Source organism: Plantibacter auratus (assembly GCF_050587365.1).
In the GTDB taxonomy this organism is placed as follows: Bacteria; Actinomycetota; Actinomycetes; order Actinomycetales; family Microbacteriaceae; genus Plantibacter; species Plantibacter auratus.
This window is the reverse complement of the sequence record NZ_JBOBFV010000002.1, coordinates 1-19,926: the sequence shown is the minus strand read 5'-3', so window position 1 is coordinate 19,926 and position 19,926 is coordinate 1. Positions and strand designations below refer to the sequence as shown.

The following is a 19,926-nucleotide window of genomic DNA, read 5'->3' as shown; positions in this document are numbered from 1 at the left end:
AGGTCAACGGTGAGTCAGGTCCCGGCAGCCGACGCCACCCTGCGCGTGCTGAGCCATCTCGCCGGCGCCCGCGGCCCGCTTCCGGCCGCGGCGATCGCCTCGGCGCTCGACCTGCCGAGATCGACGGTCTACCACCTCCTCAGCGTGCTGCAGGAGCACGGCTTCGTGGTCCACCTGCCCGAAGCCCGTCGCTACGGGCTCGGGGTCGCCGCCTTCGAACTCTCCGGCGGGTACGCCCGCCAGGAGCCGCTCAGCATGCTCGGGCGCCCGTTGCTCGCCGAGCTGGTCGACCGGGTGGGCGAGAGCGCGCATCTCGCCGTGCTGCACGGCCGGGACGTGCTCTACATCGTGGATGAGCGGGCACCGCGTCGGCCGCACCTCGTCACCGACGTCGGTGTGCGCCTCCCGGCTCACCTGACCGCCAGCGGCTGCGCGATCCTCGCCGCGCTCCCGGCCGGCCAGCTGCGCGCCCTGTTCCCCGACCAGGCGGCGTTCGTCGACCGCACCGGCCACGGGCCGAAGCGGTACCGCGAACTCCGCCAGGTCCTCGCCCAGACGACGCAGGACGGTTATGCGCGCGAGGCCGGCGGGGTGACGCTCGGCCTCGCGAGTGTCGGGGTGGTCGTCCGTGACCACACGGGGTGGCCGGCGGCGGCGATCGCGGTCACGTACGACGCCGATGCCGGGCTCGACCCGGCGTGGTTGGCCCGCGAGATCCACCCGGCGGCGGCCGAGCTGTCGCGGCGGATCCGGGGTCGCTGAGCGCTCGGCGGAGCGGGCGGGCGGAGCGTGCGGGCGGCTCCGGAACCGTGGTCAGGCGACCGAGCGCAGGATGAGCTCGAGCAGTGCGGTCGCATACGCGTCGGGCGCCGTCGCGGCGCTGAACCGTCGAAGTTCGCCGCCGAGCTCGACCACGACGGTGTACGCCTCGGCGTCGCCGAGCGACAGGAGGACGTCGAGTTCGTCGTCGAGGGTCGGCTCACCGTCGGTCGGTGCAGCGGGGGAGACCGCGCGTTCGAGTGACCGGAACGAGCCGCGCAGCAGAGCGCGCAGCTGATGCTCTGAGGGCAGCCAGAGCGTCTCCTCCTGGTCGACGGAGTCCAACGCCCACTCGGTCGTGCCGTTGAAGCCGAAGCTGCGGCCACCCGGGTGCTCGTGCACCTCGACGGTCATCTCGCTGACCGTGAACACATCGCCGGCGAGCTCGCCGCCATCGATGGTGAAGCGGTCGCCGGGTTCGGGGGTCCAGCGCAGGCCGGCGGTGCGGAGCGCTCGGGCGAGGTCAGCGGAGATCATCAGTCCAGTATCGCCGACCACCGTGCGATGCGGCTGGCAACCCCTCGATTCGGACGGAACCCTGTGCGAGGGTGGATGAACTCTTCGAAGGGTCCGATGATGCCCGCACCTGATGATGGCCTATCCGGTCGGTTCCCTGCGCGCGGCCGCGTGACCACACGACGGTTCGAGGGTGCGACCGGGATGCAGGAGGCGTCGGGCGCGCTGCGATTCGTGGACGTGGACCCCGACCGGTTCTCGATGACCGTCGACTCGGTCGTGCTCGGCGAGTACGTCCTCCATCGCAACACGGTCGGGCCCGGGACGTTCGACGTCCTCGCCGACGCCTACGGGCTCGATGAGCCGGTCGCGACGATCGTGATGCTCATCGAGGGTGCGGCCAGCCTGGTCCACGGACGACAGCAACTCGACCTGCTCCCCGGGACCGGAACGCTCACGGAGGGCGCCGAGACGTATCGGACGACGATCCACGACTACGCGACCTATCTGTACGTGTTCGTGCCGATGCGTGCGCTCCGCCGCCTCGGCATCGCCCCGACCAGCGCCCTCGGCCCCTTGGCGCCGTCGCCCCTGTTGCGGGCGAGCGCCGCGTTCCTCGTGGAGGTCATCTCCGCGTTCGAACCGATCGGCGGCGCCGCACAGCTCAGACTCTGCCGCGTGATCGACACGATGCTCGCGACGCTCTACGCGGAGAACGACCTCTTCCGGGCCGAGGGTGAGGCCGGCCGGGTTCCGCTCCGGCTCCGGATCATCGAGCACATCGCCGCGTCCTTCGCCGAGCGGGAGCTGCGACCAGAGACGCTGGCGCGTCGCTTCAACATGTCGACCAGGTCCCTGCAACGGGTGTTCGAAGGCTCGGGCACGAGCGCCGCCGGCGAGATCGCCGAGCGGCGGGTGCAGCTCGCGCTCGCCCTCCTCTCGGACCCCGACCACCGGGGCCTGTCGATCGCCGAGGTCGCGGCCCGCTGCGGCTACCACTCGCAGGCGCACCTCCGACGAGCGGTCGTCGCGCACACCGGACTCAGCCCGAGCCAGTTCCGGGAGCAGACGAAGGCGGAGGACGCCTGACGTCGCAGCGTCGTCAGGCCGCCGGATCAGCCTGCGGTACGCCTGCTTCGACGCGGGGCCGTCAACCATGGACGCAGCAGCCTCGTGACGAGCGGTAGGAGCCAGTAGGTCATGATCGGCGTCAGGATGAGCGTCGAGATGAGCACGTGGAGGAACACGCCGAGCGGTTCCCAACCGGGCACGAGCGCCGTGACGAGGAGGGTGAAGACGAGGTTGAGCGGGAAGAAGCCCAACCAGATGCTCACCGCCTGCTTCCAGCGCGGCGGTGCCGGCGGGATCGGGTCCGGGTCGCCGGAGAGCTCGGCCTCCTCGACGCGGAGGATCCCGTCGGGCGCGTCGAACCACCCCTCGATCCCGCTGCGCCGCTCGACGCGGGACTGCTCCATGAACTCGCGGCCGCTCGAGAGCCACCAGGCGCGTTCCTTCGACTCCTCCCAGTCGGTGAGCGTCTGTTCGTCCGCGAAGCGGTAGAGCATGTACCAGACGTCGCTCTCGGCGCCGGCGCGCACCCAGCCGGAGCCGAGGAAGCCGGGGTATCGGTTCGCCAGGTTGATGCCCGCCTGGACCCAGATGGTGGCCTCGGAGATCGACGCCGGGTTGACGCGTCGCTCGATCGAGACGGTGATGGGATCGTGTTCCATGCGCCCAGTAGACCGCACTCGTGTTTCGATCTCGTGTCCCGCTGTGGCCCCCGTAGAGTCGAGGCATGGCGACTCCTGACTTCGTACTGGCCCTCCGCGAGCGGATCGGGCACGCGCCCCTCTGGTTGACGGGGGTGACCGCCGTCGTCTTGCGCGGTCTCGGGACGCCCGAGGCGGAGGTCCTGCTCGTGCGGCGACAGGACAACGGGGCGTGGACGCCGGTCACCGGCATCATCGACCCGGGCGAGGAGCCCGCGGTCGCGGCGGAGCGCGAGGTCCTCGAGGAGGCGGCCGTGGTCGCCGTCGCCGAGCGTCTCTCCCAGGTGCAGGTGCTCCCGCAGAACGTCTACGACAACGGCGACATCACGCAGTACATCGACCTCGTGTTCCGATGCCGCTACGAGTCGGGCGAGCCGTATCCGGCTGACGGCGAGAACTCCGAGGCGCGGTGGTTCCCGCTCGATGCCCTGCCCGAGCAGGTCTCGCAGAACTTCCGCACCCGGATAGCGCTCGCCGCCTCCGACACCCCTGAGGCCCACTTCACCCACTGACGTCCCTCCACCTGCCCGCGAACTGTCACTTGAGGCTAGTTCCGGGGCCCGTGACTAGCGTTTGGTGACAGTTCGCGGGCTGGCGGGGGTGGCTGCGGCGATGGCGTCGGCGGCTCGGACGAGAGTGAGGTGCGAGAGCGCCTGCGGGGTGTTGCCGACCTGCCGCGCCTGCTGCACGTCGTACTCCTCGGACAGCAGGCCCAGGTCGTTGCGGAAGGACAGCAGCCGGTCCATCAGCTCGCGGGCGTCGTCGAGTCGGCCCGAGGCCGCGTACTGCTGCACGAGCCAGAACGAGCACGCGAGGAACGGGTGCTCGTCGCCCGGCAGACCGTCGACCCCGCTCGTCGTGCGATAGCGCAGGAGCAGACCGTCCTGGAGGAGGTCCTCCTCGATCGCGGCCACCGTCGCGAGCATGCGCGGGTCGTCGGGCGCCACGTAGCCGATCTGCGCGAGGACGAGCAGCGACGCGTCGACCTCGGTCGTCCCGGCGTGCTGGACGTAGCACCCGCGTGCGTGGTCGACGTTCTCGCGCTCGATCGTCTCGCGGAGGGTCTCGCGCAGGGCCTCCCAACGTTCGACGGGCCCGTCCATGCCGTGCTCGCGAACCGCTCGGACGCCGCGGTCGAGCGCCGCCCAGATCATGGCGCGCGAGTGGGTGAAGTGCTGCTCGTCGCCCCGCACCTCCCAGATGCCGCGGTCGGGGCGGTTCCAGTGCTCCTCGAGGACGCCGAGCAGCGCGCGCTGGAGGCTCCACGAGAAGTCGTCGTCCGCGAGACCGACCGAGCGCGCCTCGTCGAGGGCGATCATCACAGACCCGAAGACGTCGCCCTGGTACTGCGTGTAGGCGCCGTTGCCGACGCGCACGGGGGCGGCACCGAGGTAGCCGGGCAGGCTGTCGAGCTCCTCCTCCACGAGGTGGCGTTCGCCGGCGAGGCCGTACATGATCTGCAGGTCGTTCGGGTCACCGGCGATCGCCCGGAGGAGCCACCTGCGCCAGTCGTGCGCCTCCTCGGTGAAGCCGTGCTGCATGAGGGCTTCGAGGGTCAGCGAGGCGTCGCGCAACCAGACGTAGCGGTAGTCCCAGTTCCGGACGCCCCCGAACGACTCCGGCAGGCTCGTGGTCGCGGCGGCGACGATGCCCCCGGTGTCCTCGTGCGTGAGGGCGCGGAGGACGAGTAGCGACCGCACGACCGCCTCCTCGTACTCGTCGGCGGGATCGCAGCGGGACGCCCAGTCGCGCCACCAGGCGATCGTGTGGTCGATGCGCGGGCCGACGTCGACCGGGTCCGGCACCTCGCGGTGCGAGGGGTACCAGGTGAGGGTGAGGTCGACGGTGTCGCCCGCGGAGACCTCGACGGTCGCCGAGTGGGCGTGGTCGGACGCCGTCAGGTGCACGCCGCGGACCACGACGGCGTCGGGGCCGGCGACCGCGACGATCCCGGATCCGTCCGGGAGCTGCCGCACCCACGGGATCGCGTCGGCGTACCCGAAGCGGAGGCGAACCTCGACGTCGACCGCGACGGTGCCGCTGAGCCCCTCGACCCGGCGGACCACATCCGCCCGGCGGTCGCCGTGGGGCATGAGGTCGGTCACGCGCACCTGCCCGTCGGGAGTCGTCCAGACGGTCTCGAGGACGAAAGTGTCGTCGAGGTAGGCGCGGCTCGCCGTCGCCCGAGCGTCGGCGGGCCGGACCGTCCAGCAGCCGTGGTCCTCGGTGCCGAGCAGCGCACCGAACATCGACGGCGAGTCGAACCGGGGGAGGCACAGCCAGTCGATGCTGCCCTCCGACGACACGAGCGCGGCGGTGTGGCAATCACCGATGAGGGCGTAATCCTCGATGGGGCTGGGCATGCACCCATGCTGCCACGCCGCCGCGCGCCTGCCTGGGAGCGATGCTCCGTGACTTCTCAGGGTGGATCGGGTAACGTAGATGAGTCGGCTCTAGACACCGCGTTTGTACCGCGGAGGGTTATGTCAGTCTGGTGGGCCGGTTTCGTCGGAGAGAACTCCGCGAACACACACATGATGTGGACGGCCCCGGCCAGTGATCGCCCGGGTATGAGCATGCCGCAGCGCAGCCGAGATTTCGGATGGCGCTGTGTGAGTCATGCAGGTTGTTCATGCGAACGAGTTATAACCCGGAAAGCATTTCTCCATGCCCAAGAACAACACCCCCGCCGGCAAACGCCCGGCCAAGAACTTCGACCCCAAGTCCAAGTACGGCGAGAACAAGCGGCCCTTCGGCTCACGCCCCGGCGCGAAGTCCGGCAGCAAGAGCGAAGGCCACCGCGGCTACCGTCCCGACGCCGGTGGAGCGCCGCAGAAGTCTCGCTGGAACGCAGACGAGCGTGCCGAGCGCGCCGCCCGCTTCGAGTCGGAGGAGCGCGGCGACCGCGCACCCCGCGGCGACCGCAACGAGCGTCCCGCGTACAACCGTGGTGGCGACCGCAATGAGCGTCCTGCGTACAACCGTGGTGAGCGGACTGAGCGTCCATCGTACGGCGACCGCAACGAGCGTCCTGCGTACAACCGTGGTGGCGACCGGAATGAGCGTCCCGCGTACAACCGTGGTGAGCGGTCCGAGCGTCCTTCGTACGGTGACCGCAATGAGCGCCCGTCGTACAACCGCGGCGAGCGGACCGAGCGTCCCTCCTACGGTGACCGGAACGAGCGTCCTGCCTACAACCGTGGTGAGCGGTCCGAGCGTCCCTCGTACGGCGACCGGAACGACCGTCCCGCGTACAACCGTGGTGGCGACCGCAACGAGCGTCCTGCGTACAACCGTGGTGAGCGGTCCGAGCGTCCCTCGTACGGCGACCGGAACGACCGTCCCGCGTACAACCGTGGTGGCGACCGCAACGAGCGTCCTGCGTACAACCGTGGTGAGCGGTCCGAGCGTCCCTCGTACGGCGACCGGAACGACCGTCCCGCGTACAACCGTGGTGGCGACCGCAACGAGCGTCCGGCCTACAACCGGGGTGAGCGCACGGAGCGTCCCTCGTACGGTGACCGCACCGAGCGTCCCGTGTACAACCGCGGCGAGCGGACCGAGCGTCCGTCCTACGGTGACCGCCCGGCCCGTCAGGGTGACCCGCGTCAGGCGAACCGCACCGACCGCCCCGCGCGTTCCTACGACGACCGTCCGAAGCGTTCCTTCGAGGAGCGTCCGGCGCGTTCGTACGACGACCGCCCCAAGCGGTCCTTCGACGACCGCCCGAAGCGTTCCTTCGACGACCGCGGCGCGTCCGACGCCGGCCGCGGCAGCGACTACTACCCGAAGCGCGACGCCGGCTCCTACACGCCCCAGGACGACGTGGTGCTCGAGCGCCTCGAGGCCGACGCGATCCAGGCCGGCGACGTCGAGGGTGTGACCTTCGAGAGCCTCGGCCTCGGCGGCAACATCGTCCGTGCGCTCGCCGAGCTCGGCGCCGACAGCCCGTTCCCGATCCAGGCGGCGACCATCCCGGACGTCATCGCGGGCCGCGACGTACTCGGCCGTGGCCGCACCGGCTCCGGGAAGACCATCGCCTTCGGTGCCCCGCTCGTCGAGAAGCTCATGGAGAACGGTGGCGGCAAGAACCGCAAGCCGGGTCGCAAGCCCCGCGCCCTCATCCTCGCCCCGACGCGTGAGCTCGCCCTGCAGATCGACCGCACCGTGCAGCCCATCGCGCGCGCCGTCGGCCTCTTCACCACGCAGATCTACGGCGGTGTCCCGCAGGGTCGCCAGGTCGGCGCACTGCAGCGCGGCGTCGACATCATCGTCGGTACGCCCGGTCGCATCGAGGACCTCATCGAGCAGGGTCGCCTCGACCTCTCGCAGGTCACGGTGACCGTCCTCGACGAGGCCGACCACATGTGCGACCTCGGCTTCCTCGAGCCCGTGCAGCGCATCCTGCGTCGCACCGCGCCCGACGGCCAGAAGCTCCTCTTCTCCGCCACCCTGGACAAGGGTGTCGCAGCCCTCGTCAACGAGTTCCTCCCGAACCCGTCGGTGCACGAGGTCGCCGGTGAGGACCAGGCGTCCTCCACGATCGACCACCGCGTGCTGGTGGTGGAGCACAAGGGCAAGGACCGCCTCATCGAGGAGCTCGTCAACCGCACCGAGAAGACCCTCGTGTTCGCCCGCACCCGGGCGTACGCCGAGCGTCTCGCGGAGCAGCTCGGCATGGCGGGTATCCCCGCCGTCTCGCTCCACGGCGACCTCAACCAGGCGCGCCGCACGCGCAACCTGGAGAAGCTCACCTCGGGTCGGGTCAACGTGCTCGTCGCCACCGACGTCGCCGCCCGCGGCATCCACGTCGACGACATCACGCTCGTCGTGCAGGCCGACGCCCCGGACGAGTACAAGACGTACCTGCACCGTGCCGGCCGCACCGGTCGTGCCGGCAAGATCGGTCGCGTCGTCACGATCATCCCCAAGGCCCGTCGCCGCCGGATGACCGAACTGCTCGACCGCGCTGAGATCGAGGCCGCGTTCGACGACGCCGCCCCCGGCGACCAGCTCGTCGAGGACATCGCCACCGCGTAGTCCGCACCGCATCAGGAACGCCCGCCGAGCTCACGCTCGGCGGGCGTTCTCGCGTGTCAGGCGGTGAGGGCCGCCCGTTCGTCGTCGCGCGGCGCGAGGACGACGGCGTCGTCGACCCCGTCGAAGGTCCGGACCGGACGGGTGGCGTCCCAACGCTGCCAGCCCGGGTCGCCCGCCTTCGCGAACGCGACCCAGGCGTCGTGCATCGCGGTCGCGAGCGACTGCGGGGCCGAGGGGCCCGCCATCCGGACGGCCTCCGGGGAGTCGAGGTGGTCGAAGACGAAGCCGATCTCCATCGCGTGGGCGGCTCCGAGGGCACCGTGCCCGTCCTCGCCGACGGGGCTCCGCCAAGCGAACTCGTACACCCACGTGTCCGCACCCGCGGCTGCCCGCGCGTCGGCGACCCGGTTGAGTGGCACGCGCAACAGTACGTCCGTCGCCATCGCGCCGAGGATCTCCCCGGTCGAGGCCCTCGGACGGTTCCGTCGGAAGGTGCGGACCGTCGCCGCGGGGATCCCGAGCTTGAGGCGTGCCGCGAGCAGATGGATGCGTTTGATCGTCGGGAGGAGTCCCGTCGGAACGAACCACAGTCGGTACTCCTCCGTCGTGCTGCCGATGAGGACGGGGATGCCGGCCGCCCGTCCGGCGAGCAACGCGTCGAACGGACTGTCCGGTACGAGTGGTGCGGCCGTCGCGACCGCGAAGCCGGCACCGCCGTTCAGCGGGTTGCCGCCCGCCATGGCCCGCTCCTGCGCGGCCACGAGCCCCTCCGGTGGAACACGTCTGAAGCCTGCTCGGGTGGTGGGGACCCCCAGATCCTTCGCCATGAGCTTCGAGATGCGGCCCGCCCGCTCGCGCGTCTGCGCCTCCAGCGGCCCGCTCTGGATGATCGCCCGGCGCATCACGGCTGGAGCGTCCGGGTGGGTGAGGAGCGTCGCCACCGAGGCGCCGCCCGCGGACTCGCCGAACACGGTGACGTTGTCGGGGTCGCCGCCGAACCGGGCGATCTCGTCCTGGACCCAGGTCAGGGCCGCCAGTTGGTCGGCGATGCCGAGGTTCAGCGGGACGTCGTCGAGCACCGAGAACCCCTCGGACCCGAGACGGTAGTTGACAGAGACGAGGACGACGCCGTCGCGAGCGAATGCGGTGCCGTCGTAGGCGTCGAGCGCGTTGGAGCCGTGGACGAACGAGCCTCCGTGGATCCAGACCATCACCGGGCGCAGGGCGGTCGACGGCTCGGTCGGTGTCCACACGTTGACGTTGAGGATCTCGTTCCCCGGCACGGTCACCGTGGAGAGGAGGTCGCCGACCGCGCCGGCATACGGGGCCTGCGGGGCGGTGGCGCCGGGCCGGGTCGCGTCCCGCGGCTCGTCCCAGGGCTCGACCGGCTGGGGGAGGCGGAACCGGTCGTCGCCGAACGGCGCCGCCGCATACGGGATGCCGAGGAAACTTGAGACACCGTCTGCGCTGCGTCCGGTGACCGGGCCGCTGCCGGTGTCGACGGTGATCGGCGTGGGCTGGTCGTCCGACCGGGTGTCGTCGGCGGCCGGTTCCAGCCCAGGGTCGATGCTCATACGCGTCCGTTCGTCGATGCTCGGGTGACCAACTGTATCGACGGCGGTCGTACGCGTGCCTGTGCATCGGACGGGAGACGGGTGCGGAAGACTGGAACGATGCAGATCCGTCCGTTCACCCCAGCCGACACCGACGCCGTCATCGCCCTGTGGAGCATCGTCGGTCTCACCCGACCGTGGAACGATCCGGCGAAGGACATCGAGCGCAAGTTGACGACGCAGCCCGAGCTGTTCCTCGTCGGGGCGGATGCCGACGGTGCCGTCGTCGGCACCGCGATGGTGGGGTACGACGGCCACCGCGGATGGGTGCACTACCTGGCCGTGTCACCGGCGCAGCAGGGTGGTGGACTCGGTCGGGAGCTCATGGCCGAGGCCGAGCGCCTGCTCATCGGACTCGGGTGCCCGAAGATCAACCTCATGGTCCGGACAGGCAACGACCGGGTGATCGGGTTCTACGAGGCGCTCGGGTACGGCACCGACGAGGTCGCGCTGCTCAGCAAGCGGCTCATCCCCGACGCCTGACGCTCTCGGTCAGAACAGGGTCGGCTGGACCTGCAGGCCGGTCGTGACGAACTCCGGGGCGCGCTTCCGCAGCTCGGCCCGCTCGCCGTACCCGTCGCGCAACATGCCGAGCGCCGATGAGCGGACACCTCCGGTGGCCGGGTCCTCGGTGCCGCGCTCGAGCCCGTGGTCGCGGATCATCGGGCGGATGCGCGCCGCCAGCCACTTCCGGTACTCCTTCGGGGCGTAGGCGCCGTCGGCGTACATCGAGGTGTACCGCTCGACGAGCTCGGGGTGCTCCCGCGACAGCCACTGCATGAACCAGGGTTTGACGCCGGCCTTCAGGTACAGGGTCGAGAAGAGGACGGTGCTCGCTCCCGCCTCGCGGATCCGCGACAGGGCGAGGTCGAGGTGGTCGACCGTGTCGGTCAGGTAGGGGAGGATCGGCATCATGAAGACCCCGACATCGAAGCCGAGGTCGGCAGCGGCGCGGACGGTCGCGAGTCTGGCCGCCGCCGTCGGGGTGCCGGGTTCGATCGACTGCTGGAGTTCGTCGTCGTAGATGGCGATCGACATGGCGAGGTCGACCGGTACGCGCTGAGCGACCTCGGCCAGGAGGGGCAGGTCGCGCCGGAGCAGCGTGCCCTTCGTCAGGATCGAGAACGGGGTTCCCGAGTCGGCGAGGGCCTTGATGATCCCCGGCATGAGGCGGTACTTGCCCTCAGCGCGCTGATACGGGTCGGTGTTCGTGCCGAGTGCCACCGGGTGCCTGCCCCAGCTCGCCTTCGCGAGCTCCTTCTCGAGGACCTCGGCGACGTTCACCTTGACGATGAGCTGCGAGTCGAAGTCCTTCCCGGCATCGAGGTCCAGGTACGAATGCGTCGGTCGGGCGAAGCAGTACACGCAGGCATGGGAGCATCCCCGATAGGGGTTGATGGTCCACCCGAACGGCATCACGGACTGGCCGGGCACGCGGTTGAGTGCGGACTTCGCGAGCACCTCGTGGAAGGTGATCCCGGCGAACTCGGGCGTCTGGACGCTGCGCACGAGGTTGTTCAGCTTCGCGAGGCCCGGCAGCGCCGACGTCGCCTCAACCCCGAGTTCCTGTCCGCTCCACCGCATGCCTCCATTAGAACATATGTTCGAGTCCGACGGGTGACTCCGGACGATCAGTTCCGGATGACGGGACCCGGACCGACGGTGAGGCTCCACCACAGGAGGGCGGCGCTCACGAGCCAGAAGACGATCATGAAGCACCAGTCGCGGGTGCGGAAGGGGATGCGTGTCCGCTCCGTCCGCTGCGGATGGGCGCCGAACGCGCGGGCGTCCATGGCGAGCGCGACCCGCTCCGCGTGACGAATGGCACCGGCCAGGAGCGGCACGACGGTGCCGGCGGCGCGACGGACGGCGGCGATCGGTCCTCGACCCTCGGCCACGCCGCGGACCCGGTGGGCGGAACGGATCACCTCCAGCTCGTGCCCGAACCGCGGCACGAAACGGTAGGCGGCGAGCGCCGTGTACCCGATCCGGTAGGGCACGTGCAGCTGCTGGATCATCGCGCGGACGAACTCCGGACCGGTCGAGGTGAGGCCGCCGATGCAGGCGAGGACGAGCAGGGCCGCGAGTCGCAGCGCCGTCGCGAGGCCGACGAGCAGCGCCCCGAGGAAGAACCGGTAGTCGCCGACCTGGAACAGCAGGACGGACTGGTCGACGCGGCTCGGGTCGGTCCACAGGCCGAAGCTGAAGGACATGATCGCGACGATGAGCGGCAGCGCCACGAAGAGCAGGAGGGCGACCGTCCGCGTGAGTCTGGCCCCGACGAGGATGACCACGATCGCGAGGGCGATGAACAGCGCCGGCGTGACCGGGTCCCTCGTGAACGCGAGCAGGATCATCACCGGGAGCGGAGCGCCGAGCTTCGCGAGCGGGTTCAACCGGTACAGGAATCGACCGGCCGGTGCCGTGCTCGAGGCGTACGGGTCGATCGTCGTGGCGCTCATCGAGCGGCCGCCCCGGGCAGGTCGTCGAGTCTCGACAGGTGCCGCCAGTCGGGGTGGTTCACCAGCGAGCGCATCGCCTGGGCGAGCGGTGGTGGGCGGAGCCCCGCGCGGCGCAGGAGCTCGTCGTCGCCGAGGACCGCGGCGGTCGTGTCGTGGGCGAGCAGGCGACCGCCGGCCATCACCGCGACGTGACTCGCGTGATCGGCGACGAGCTGGAGGTCGTGGGTCACGACGAGGACCGTGGTGCCCTGCGCGTTGAGTCCGGCGAGGAGGTCCAGGAGCTCGTTCGCCCGCGCCCGGTCCTGACCGAAGGTCGGTTCGTCGAGCGCGAGCACCGGAGCTCCGGCGATGAGGGCGCTCCCGACGGACAGTCGGCGCTTCTGGCCGCCGGACAGCAGGAACGGGTGCACGTCGCGTGCGGATTCCAGGCCGAACCGCCGCAGCAGGTCGTCGACGCGCCGCTCGATCTCGGCGTCGTCGACGCCCCGGATCCGCAGGCCGTGCGCGAGTTCGTCGTGGACGGTGTGGGCGATGAACTGGTGCTCGGGGTTCTGGAAGACGAAGCCGATGTGCGCCGCGATCGTCCGGACGTCGCTGCGCCCCGGGTCGATCCCGCCGACGTCGATGCGGCCGCGGGGAGGCCGGACCACCCCGGCGATCGCCTGGAGCAGCGTCGTCTTGCCGGCACCGTTCGTCCCGATCACCGCGAGGAAGTCGCCCGTCCCGACCTCGAGGCTCACCTCGCGGAGGATCGGGGTGCGCCGGCGGCCGCGACCGCGTTCGACGCTGAGCCGGTCGACGCGGACCGCCACCGACCGCTCGGCGGTGACCGGGGCGGCGGTTGCTGTCGGCAGCGCCGGCAGTGCGGTCGCGTCGAGTGCGGCGGTCAGCTCGGCGGGTGTCAGGGGGAGGCCCGGCAGCAGGACACCGCCCTCCCGCAGTCGCAGGGCCGCGAGCGTCGCGACCGGGAGCCAGACACCCATGGCGAGGAGTTCGTCGAGGTGTCCGAGCAGGACGTCGCGGGTCGGGCCGTCGAAGGCGAGCCGCCCGTCGCGATCGAGGACGACGACCCGGTCGACGAGGTCGATGGCGGCGTCGAGGTTGTGCTCGACGAGCAGGATCGCGTGCCGCTTCCCGACGCCGTCGGGTCCGGAGACGAGTGAACGGAGGGCTGCGTAGACCTCCTCGATCCCGGCCGGATCGAGGTTCGCCGTCGGCTCGTCGAGGACGAGGAGGTCGCTCCCCATGGCCAGGGCGCAGGCGATCGCGAGTCGCTGTCGGCCTCCGCCTGAGAGTCGGTCGGGGTTCTCAGCCCGGCGCTCCCAGAGCCCGACCTGCCGGAGCGCGCGCTCGGCGCGGGACAGCACCTCCTCGACGGGGAGCAGGAGGTTCTCCGGGCCGAAGCACACCTCGTCGAGGACCGTTCCGGTGACGATCTGCGCGTCGGGGTCCTGGAACACCATCGCCACGTGCTCGCTCAACTGCGCGACCGTCGAGGTGGCCGTGTCGAGCCCGCCGGTGACCACAGCACCCTCGAACTCGGCCGGGACGGCGTGGGGGACGAGGCCGTTGAGGGCCAGCGCGAGCGTCGACTTCCCCGAGCCGCTCGGACCGAGCAGGAGGACAACCTCACCGGGTGCGACCTGGAACGACACGTCGTCCGGGGTCCACTCCTCACGCTCGTCGTGGCGGATGCGCACCCGCCGGACGACGGTGGCGGGGTGCGTCGGCGGTACGGGGTCCACTCAGGCCCGCGTGCCGGCCGAGCCGCGGTCGCGCTGCAGGGGTTTCGCGATGGACCGCCCCACACCGGCTCTCGCGAGGGCTGCTGCGACCGCCCGCCCGAGCGCGGTGAAGGCGATCGGGCTGAGGACGAAGAGCGCGATGTAGACCGTCTGGGCGAGGGGTGCGAAATGCTCGATCCCGAGGACGACGAGCACGGAGCCGCCGAAGACGAGTCCGGCGATGCCCGCTGCCAGGTAGAAGACCCAGGCCCTCCAGACGCGGTAACGCGACACGGCGAAGGGGATCTCCTGCAGGAGCCCGATCGCGAGGCCGGTGCCGAAGTACCGGAAGAACCACTGCGGGCTGAACGCCGCTGAGACGAGGCCGGCGGTGAGCCCGGTCATGAGGGCCACGCCACCACGTCGGAGGAGCGCCTGCGAGACGACGCCCGGCAGGAAGTACACGCCGATGATGAGGCCGTAGAGCACGGGGGCGGTCGCGGAGATCGTGCCGCCGACATACCCGGAGACGACGAAGACGAGGCCGCCGCCGACGCCGATGGCGGCGCAGGTCAGCAGCAGTCGCGTACTCAGACGTTGCATGAGCCCACCTTCACGAGCAGCCGATCTCCTGAGGACAGCCTATCCTTTATCAGCCCGTCGAGATGCCGACCGACACCGCTCGGAACGGGGTCCCGAGCGCCCCGTCCGGGCGATCAGATCGAGCGTCGGCGCGGGGTCAGACGGACGTTCGGCAAGGGCGGCGCAGGGATGCGGTCCGTGCCGTGGCCGGCGACCGACCCGAAGCGCGGCGACCCCGCCTCCCAGTCCTCCCGGGCGGACGCGATGTCCTCGTGGCTGCGACCGACGAAGTTCCACCACATGACCAGCTCCTCCGGGAACGGCGTCCCTCCGAGGAGCACGAAGCGGGCACCGGTCGCGCTCCGGAGCTCGAGGCGATCGCACCCGGGCGCCAGGTAGAGCAACGGGCCGGAGCCGAGTTCGACGCCGCCGACCTCGAGCGCCCCGTCGATCACCAGGACGCCGTGCTCGAAGGACGGATCCACCGGCACCTCGACGACGGTGTCGGCCTCGATCGTCACGTCGGCACCGAGTAGTGGCGAGTGGACGGTCGCGGTCGACGTCACGCCGCCCAGCGTGCCGATGAGGACGGTCGCCTCCAAGCCTGGAGCGCGGTGGACGGGCAGGTCCGTGTGCTGCTCGAACGCAGCCGGCACCTGGGCGGCGGCCTCCGGGAGCGCCACCCACAGCTGGAGGCCGTGCATGGCGGCCGCCTCCTCGCCCACCGAGAACTCGGAGTGCGACACGCCTCGACCGCTCGTCATGAGGTTGAGCTCGCCCGGGCGGACGACCACGTCGCTGCCCACGCTGTCGCGGTGGCGGATGTCGCCGACGAGCGGCCACGTCACGGTCTGCAGGCCGGTGTGCGGATGCGGCAGCACACGCATCAGCGAGCGGTCCTCGTCGAAGCGGTCGAGGAAGCACCAGGCGCCGATCATCGGCAGCTCGCGCTGTGGGAGGGTGCGATGGACGCTCAGGCCGCGGACGCCGCCGAGGGGGACCTCGCGGGCCTCGAGGAGTCTCGTCCCGGATCCGTCGGGTGCATGGCAGACGCTGGGCACCGGGTCGGCGTCGAGTCTCGTCATGAGCGCCTCCTTATCACGGACAACGCTACTCCCGCGCGGCCTGACCTCGGCCCGCACCGACGTGGTTGACTGGGCGCGGGGCCCGTCCGGCTCCGCCGCTGCCGAGATTGGGGATCCCATGGGCCTGTTCGACAAGCATGAGGACGCACCGGAACCGCTCGCCCGCGGCCTCTGGCACGACCGCATCGGCACGTTCGCGACCCGGAGCATCCAGACGCTCGCCATCGTCGCGGTCGCCGCACTGATCGTCTTCGCGCTGACCCAGCTCTCCCTCGTGATGATCCCCGTCGTCATCGCACTCATCCTCGCCTCGGCGATCTACCCGCTCATGCGGTGGATGCGGTCGAAGGGGCTCCCGTCGATCCTCGCCACCTGGATCGCCCTCGTTTCGATCCTCGTCGTCCTCGGCGGCATCGGATGGCTCATCGTCTGGGCCGTTCGCAGCCAGTGGGACGACCTCGTCGACTCCGCCTCGAAGGGCTTCGGGCAGCTGCAGGACTGGCTCGGCACCCTGCCGTTCGACATCGACGAGAAGCAGATCGAGGACGCCAAGCAGACCGCGGTCGACTTCCTCACCTCGAGCCAGTTCGGCAGCGGGGCGCTCGCCGGCGTCTCCGCGACGGCGAGCTTCCTCACCGGCCTGGTGCTCATGGTCGTCGTCCTGTTCTTCTTCCTCAAGGACGGGCCGCGTCTCTGGGAGTTCCTGCTCCGCCCCTTCACCGGAACCGCGTACGACCGCGCCAAGCGCATCGGCGGCAAGACGGTGGACACCCTCGGCGGGTACGTGCGCGGCACCGCCACGATCGCGGCCGTCGACGCGATCGGCATCGGCATCGGCCTCGCGATCATCGGGGTCCCGCTCGCGCTGCCGCTCAGCGTCATCGTGTTCCTGACCGCCTTCATCCCGATCGTCGGTGCGACCGCCGCCGGCATCCTCGCGGCCCTCGTCGCGCTCGTCGCCAACGGTCCGGTCGCCGCCCTCATCGTCGTCGGCATCGTCGTGCTCGTGAACCAGCTCGAGGGCAACTTCCTCCAGCCCGTCGTCATGGCACGCTCGCTCAAGCTGCACGCCCTCGTCGTCCTCCTCGCCCTGACCGCCGGCACCATCCTCGGCGGCATCGTCGGCGCGGTCCTCGCCGTCCCGATCGCCGCGGTCGCGTGGGGCATCATCGGCGTCTGGAACGGGCCGGACCAGCCGGCCGAGCCCATGCGGCAGAAGCGACCCGAGTCCGTCTGAGGGAGGCCGTCCGGGTCGTGGGTCCGCTCGCCGGATAGCATGTGATCGTGGACCCCCACGATCTCCTCGGCCTCGTCTTCGAGGTCTTCACCTGGATCGGCTTCGGCAGCGCCGTCGTCGTGCTGCTCGTCATGCTCATCGCGCGGGCCGCGGACGGCAGCTGGGTGGAGACGCACGGGGTCATCGTGGATCTGCCGGACGACGCGGGCGGCGAGGACGTCGATCGAGGTCCGGGGCGCGAGGTCCGCTGGATGACCGAGGCGGCCGAGCTGTACTCACGACCCGTCACGGATGCGGAGTTCGACGCCCTCCGCGACCCCGAGGAGCCGAACGTCTTCTACGCCCGCCGGGAACCGTCGCGCGCACGCTTCCGCAGGACGGCCGATCACACGAGGGCGCTCCGGCTGCTCTTCGGCGTGACCTTCGGCATCGGCGTCGTCTGCTCCATCGCCTCGATCGTGCTGTTGTTCGTCGCCGACACCGGGGCCTGAGCACCCCTCCCCGGTCCCTGAGCACCCCTCCCCGGTCCCTGAGCACCCCTCCCCGGTCCCTGAGCCTGTCGAAGGGCGACGCTCGGGTAGGCTGTGTGCACGAGCGTCGACACCTGGTCCGCTCGCTCTCCCGGAGGCATCGCATGACGGAACGGTGGGCCCGTGTCGCCCGCGGCACCGCCGCAGCCGCGTTCGCCACCTTCGCCGCCGCCCTCTCTCACACGATCGGCGGGGCCGCCGCACCGTCCGCGTTCGTGCTCCTGGTCGGCGGCACCTTCGCCGTCCTGGTCTGCGTCCTCCTCGCCGGCCGCCGCATCACCGCACTCGGGGTCGTCGCCTCCGTGCTCGTGAGTCAGCTCGGCTACCACGCGCTCTTCACCCTCGTCCCGAGCACCGTCAGCGCCACGGTCGCATCCGGCGGTGCGACCGGCCCCGCGAACTGGCACCGGCACGGGGTCGTCGAACTCGCGACCGGCGGCGTCACCGCGGCGCACACCCACGGCGACACCACGATGTGGGCGGCGCACCTCGTCGCGGCCGTCGCGACCATCGCAGCCATCCTGTTCGCTGAACGCGCGACGCTCGCCGCGCTCGCCGCCCTGACCGTCCGGATCCTCGCCCGCCGTGCCGCACCGACGCACCTCGTCCCCGCGCCCCGCCGGGTGCGCTGGGTCCGCGTCAACCGTCGTCCCCGCAACCTCGGGGTGGTCCTGCTCCACCTGCGACACCGCGGTCCGCCGGCGCTCGCCGCCGCCTGACCGACGCACCACCCTCCGACCGGGACGGGTGCCGTGCGTGGCCGGTCGGCCCCGACGCAGCAGCACCCTTCGGCGCGCCATCCGGCGTGACCATCCCCTTTCCGCACGCTCGACGCCGTGCGGAGCAGTCGACAGGACGATCATGAACGCAACCACCCCCCGCCGCACCTTCCGCAAGCCCGCCGTACTCGGTGCCATCGCCATCGGCGCCGGAGCGCTCCTCGCGGTCGGCGCACCGCTCGCCGCCAGCGCCCACGTCAGCGTCACGCCGACCTCCACGGCCGCCGGCTCCTACACGGTGCTGAGCTTCGCCGTCGGTCACGGCTGCGACGGCTCGCCCACGACGAGCCTCTCCTTCGAGATCCCCGAGGAGATCAACGCCGTGACGCCGACGGTCAACCCGAACTGGACCATCGACAAGCAGATGGCCCCGCTCGCGAAGCCCATCACCGACAGTCACGGTGAGCAGCTCGCCGAGCGCGTCGGCACGGTCGTCTACACGGCCAAGACGCCGCTCGCCGACGGCTACCGCGACACCGTCTCCTTCCAGGTCCAGCTGCCGGCCGACGCCGAGGGCAAGACGCTCGTCTTCCCCGTGACGCAGACCTGCGAGGTCGGCCAGACCGACTGGACCGACGTCGCGAAGGACGGTCAGACCGAGGACGACCTCGAGTCGCCGGCGCCGGTCGTGGTCGTGACGGCTGCCGAGGCCGGCGACCACCACGGTGGTGCTGCCATGGACGACGACGGTGACGGCGACCACACCGAGGCCGCCGCCGCGACCGACGCCGGCACCACCGACGTGCTGGGCCGCGTGCTCGGCATCGCCGGTCTCGTCGTCGGTGCCGCCGGCATCGTCATCGCTGCCTCTGCACGCCGCGCAGCGTCCGACGCGAAGCGCCAGGCCTGATGACGGTCTCCCGTCGTCGCCGCCTCGTCGGCACCGCTGCGACCGCGTTCCTCGCGGTCGCGGCGGTGCTCGCCGTGGCCCAGCCGGCCTCAGCGCACAACAGCATCATCTCGACGACGCCGGCCGAGGGCTCGACGATCACCGAACAGCCGGAGCAACTCGTCATCACGACGAACGACAACCTGCTCGACCTCGGGGACGCCGGCCAGTCCAACCAGATCCAGGTGACCGGTCCCGGCGACGAGCGGCTCTACTACGGCACCGCGTGCGCAGCCGTGAACGGCCCTGCGCTCGTCATGCCGCTGCAGCTCGGTGAAGCGGGTGAGTACACCGTCGTCTGGCAGCTCGTCTCGACCGACGGCCACCCGCTGTCGGGCAGCTACACCTTCGAGTGGGCGCCGGCCGAGGGCCAGGAAATCGCCGCGGGGAGTGCGAAGCCCGCGTGCGCGACGAGCGGTGCTTCCACCGTCGAGCCCTCGTCGGAGGCGGGCGGTGTCGAGCCGGAGTCGTCCGCTGGCGGGCTCAGTGGCGATGTGTGGTGGATCGTCGGCGCGATCGGCGTCGTCCTGATCGCCGGCATCGGCGTGCTGCTCGTGACCCGGCGGAAGCCGGAGCCGACCTCGGACGACCAGGGCACGGACACCTCTTCGCCCTGAGCCGCACCCCGTCCGGTCCCGAGGGGCCACCCCTTCCGGCACCGAGAGGCCACCCCGTCCGGCCCCGAGAGGCCACCCCTTCCGGTCTCCTGAGCCGCACCCAGTCCGGTCCCTGAGCTTGTCGAAGGGCGGTCCGGTCGATGGTGTCCTCGGATGGCGAGGTGCTTCGTGGGCACTTCGACAGGCTCAGTGACCGGGGGAGGTGACACGCTTCGGTCCCTGAGCTTGTCGAAGGGCGGTCCGGTCGATGGTGTCCTCGGATGGCGAGGTGCTTCGTGGGCACTTCGACAGGCTCAGTGACCGGGGGAGGTGACACGCTTCGGT

The 19,926-nt window shown here is 71.0% G+C and carries 19 protein-coding genes; 10 read left to right on the top strand and 9 right to left on the bottom strand.

Annotation, left to right across the window (positions count from 1 at the left end; translation table 11 throughout):
* Positions 1-9 precede the first annotated feature (9 nt).
* Positions 10-762: an IclR family transcriptional regulator gene (locus ACQ3HE_RS07215; protein ID WP_079705092.1), complete on the top strand. Its 753-nt coding sequence runs from the start codon at positions 10-12 to the stop codon at positions 760-762.
* A 51-nt stretch (positions 763-813) separates the two neighbouring features.
* Here the strand turns inward: ACQ3HE_RS07215 and ACQ3HE_RS07210 are convergent, their stop codons facing one another.
* Entirely contained in the window at positions 814-1,296 is a 483-nt protein-coding gene (locus ACQ3HE_RS07210; RefSeq protein ID WP_064294230.1) for a hypothetical protein, read from the bottom strand.
* A gap of 150 nt (positions 1,297-1,446) precedes the next feature.
* Between ACQ3HE_RS07210 and ACQ3HE_RS07205 the strand changes: the two genes are divergently transcribed.
* On the top strand, positions 1,447-2,364 hold the full coding sequence (locus ACQ3HE_RS07205; protein WP_430891943.1) for an AraC family transcriptional regulator: 918 nt from the start codon (positions 1,447-1,449) through the stop codon (positions 2,362-2,364).
* Positions 2,365-2,390: 26 nt separating this feature from the next.
* On the opposite strand, the gene ACQ3HE_RS07200 is transcribed toward ACQ3HE_RS07205, so the two are convergent.
* Positions 2,391-3,005, bottom strand: coding sequence for a putative antibiotic biosynthesis monooxygenase (locus tag ACQ3HE_RS07200; RefSeq protein WP_064294232.1), 615 nt, complete (start codon positions 3,003-3,005; stop codon positions 2,391-2,393).
* Between the two features lie 65 nt (positions 3,006-3,070).
* Here ACQ3HE_RS07200 and ACQ3HE_RS07195 point away from each other — a divergent pair, with 65 nt between their 5' ends.
* Entirely contained in the window at positions 3,071-3,556 is a 486-nt protein-coding gene (locus ACQ3HE_RS07195) for an NUDIX hydrolase (RefSeq protein WP_430891942.1), read from the top strand.
* 54 nt (positions 3,557-3,610) lie between these two features.
* On the opposite strand, the gene ACQ3HE_RS07190 is transcribed toward ACQ3HE_RS07195, so the two are convergent.
* Positions 3,611-5,467, bottom strand: a complete 1,857-nt coding sequence (locus ACQ3HE_RS07190; RefSeq protein ID WP_430893075.1) for a glycoside hydrolase family 15 protein — start codon at positions 5,465-5,467, stop codon at positions 3,611-3,613.
* 244 nt (positions 5,468-5,711) lie between these two features.
* Here ACQ3HE_RS07190 and ACQ3HE_RS07185 point away from each other — a divergent pair, with 244 nt between their 5' ends.
* The gene (locus ACQ3HE_RS07185) at positions 5,712-8,084 is read left to right on the top strand and encodes a DEAD/DEAH box helicase (RefSeq protein ID WP_430891941.1); all 2,373 of its coding nucleotides are present in this window, start codon (positions 5,712-5,714) and stop codon (positions 8,082-8,084) included.
* A gap of 56 nt (positions 8,085-8,140) precedes the next feature.
* Here ACQ3HE_RS07185 and ACQ3HE_RS07180 read toward each other — a convergent pair whose 3' ends face one another.
* On the bottom strand, positions 8,141-9,658 hold the full coding sequence (locus ACQ3HE_RS07180; RefSeq protein ID WP_430891940.1) for a carboxylesterase/lipase family protein: 1,518 nt from the start codon (positions 9,656-9,658) through the stop codon (positions 8,141-8,143).
* Positions 9,659-9,757: 99 nt separating this feature from the next.
* On the opposite strand from ACQ3HE_RS07180, the gene ACQ3HE_RS07175 reads away from it, so the two are divergent.
* The gene (locus ACQ3HE_RS07175) at positions 9,758-10,180 is read left to right on the top strand and encodes a GNAT family acetyltransferase (protein ID WP_159877752.1); all 423 of its coding nucleotides are present in this window, start codon (positions 9,758-9,760) and stop codon (positions 10,178-10,180) included.
* Between the two features lie 9 nt (positions 10,181-10,189).
* On the opposite strand, the gene ACQ3HE_RS07170 is transcribed toward ACQ3HE_RS07175, so the two are convergent.
* The 5 genes from ACQ3HE_RS07170 to ACQ3HE_RS07150 form a co-directional block, all read right to left on the bottom strand.
* Positions 10,190-11,281, bottom strand: a complete 1,092-nt coding sequence (locus ACQ3HE_RS07170; protein ID WP_430891939.1) for an Rv2578c family radical SAM protein — start codon at positions 11,279-11,281, stop codon at positions 10,190-10,192.
* A 47-nt stretch (positions 11,282-11,328) separates the two neighbouring features.
* Positions 11,329-12,159, bottom strand: a complete 831-nt coding sequence (locus tag ACQ3HE_RS07165) for an energy-coupling factor transporter transmembrane component T family protein (RefSeq protein ID WP_430891938.1) — start codon at positions 12,157-12,159, stop codon at positions 11,329-11,331.
* Positions 12,156-13,904: an ABC transporter ATP-binding protein gene (locus ACQ3HE_RS07160; protein WP_430891937.1), complete on the bottom strand. Its 1,749-nt coding sequence runs from the start codon at positions 13,902-13,904 to the stop codon at positions 12,156-12,158. Before ACQ3HE_RS07160 ends, ACQ3HE_RS07165 begins: the two co-directional genes overlap by 4 nt.
* Positions 13,905-14,486: an ECF transporter S component gene (locus tag ACQ3HE_RS07155; protein WP_079705103.1), complete on the bottom strand. Its 582-nt coding sequence runs from the start codon at positions 14,484-14,486 to the stop codon at positions 13,905-13,907.
* A gap of 113 nt (positions 14,487-14,599) precedes the next feature.
* The gene (locus ACQ3HE_RS07150) at positions 14,600-15,550 is read right to left on the bottom strand and encodes a pirin family protein (RefSeq protein WP_430891936.1); all 951 of its coding nucleotides are present in this window, start codon (positions 15,548-15,550) and stop codon (positions 14,600-14,602) included.
* A gap of 118 nt (positions 15,551-15,668) precedes the next feature.
* Here ACQ3HE_RS07150 and ACQ3HE_RS07145 point away from each other — a divergent pair, with 118 nt between their 5' ends.
* From ACQ3HE_RS07145 to ACQ3HE_RS07125, 5 genes are all read left to right on the top strand, one after another.
* Positions 15,669-16,787 (top strand): AI-2E family transporter, encoded by a 1,119-nt coding sequence (locus ACQ3HE_RS07145; RefSeq protein ID WP_079705105.1) that lies wholly within the window; start codon positions 15,669-15,671, stop codon positions 16,785-16,787.
* A gap of 47 nt (positions 16,788-16,834) precedes the next feature.
* Positions 16,835-17,278 (top strand): DUF3592 domain-containing protein, encoded by a 444-nt coding sequence (locus ACQ3HE_RS07140; RefSeq protein ID WP_274499415.1) that lies wholly within the window; start codon positions 16,835-16,837, stop codon positions 17,276-17,278.
* A gap of 143 nt (positions 17,279-17,421) precedes the next feature.
* Complete coding sequence (locus ACQ3HE_RS07135; RefSeq protein ID WP_138946406.1) at positions 17,422-18,036, top strand: hypothetical protein; 615 nt, start codon at positions 17,422-17,424, stop codon at positions 18,034-18,036.
* A gap of 142 nt (positions 18,037-18,178) precedes the next feature.
* Positions 18,179-18,946 carry a YcnI family copper-binding membrane protein gene (locus ACQ3HE_RS07130; protein WP_430891935.1) on the top strand — a complete coding sequence of 256 codons (768 nt, stop codon included), beginning with the start codon at positions 18,179-18,181 and terminating at the stop codon, positions 18,944-18,946.
* Complete coding sequence (locus tag ACQ3HE_RS07125) at positions 18,946-19,602, top strand: copper resistance CopC family protein (protein WP_430891934.1); 657 nt, start codon at positions 18,946-18,948, stop codon at positions 19,600-19,602. Before ACQ3HE_RS07130 ends, ACQ3HE_RS07125 begins: the two co-directional genes overlap by 1 nt.
* Positions 19,603-19,926: the final 324 nt, after the last annotated feature.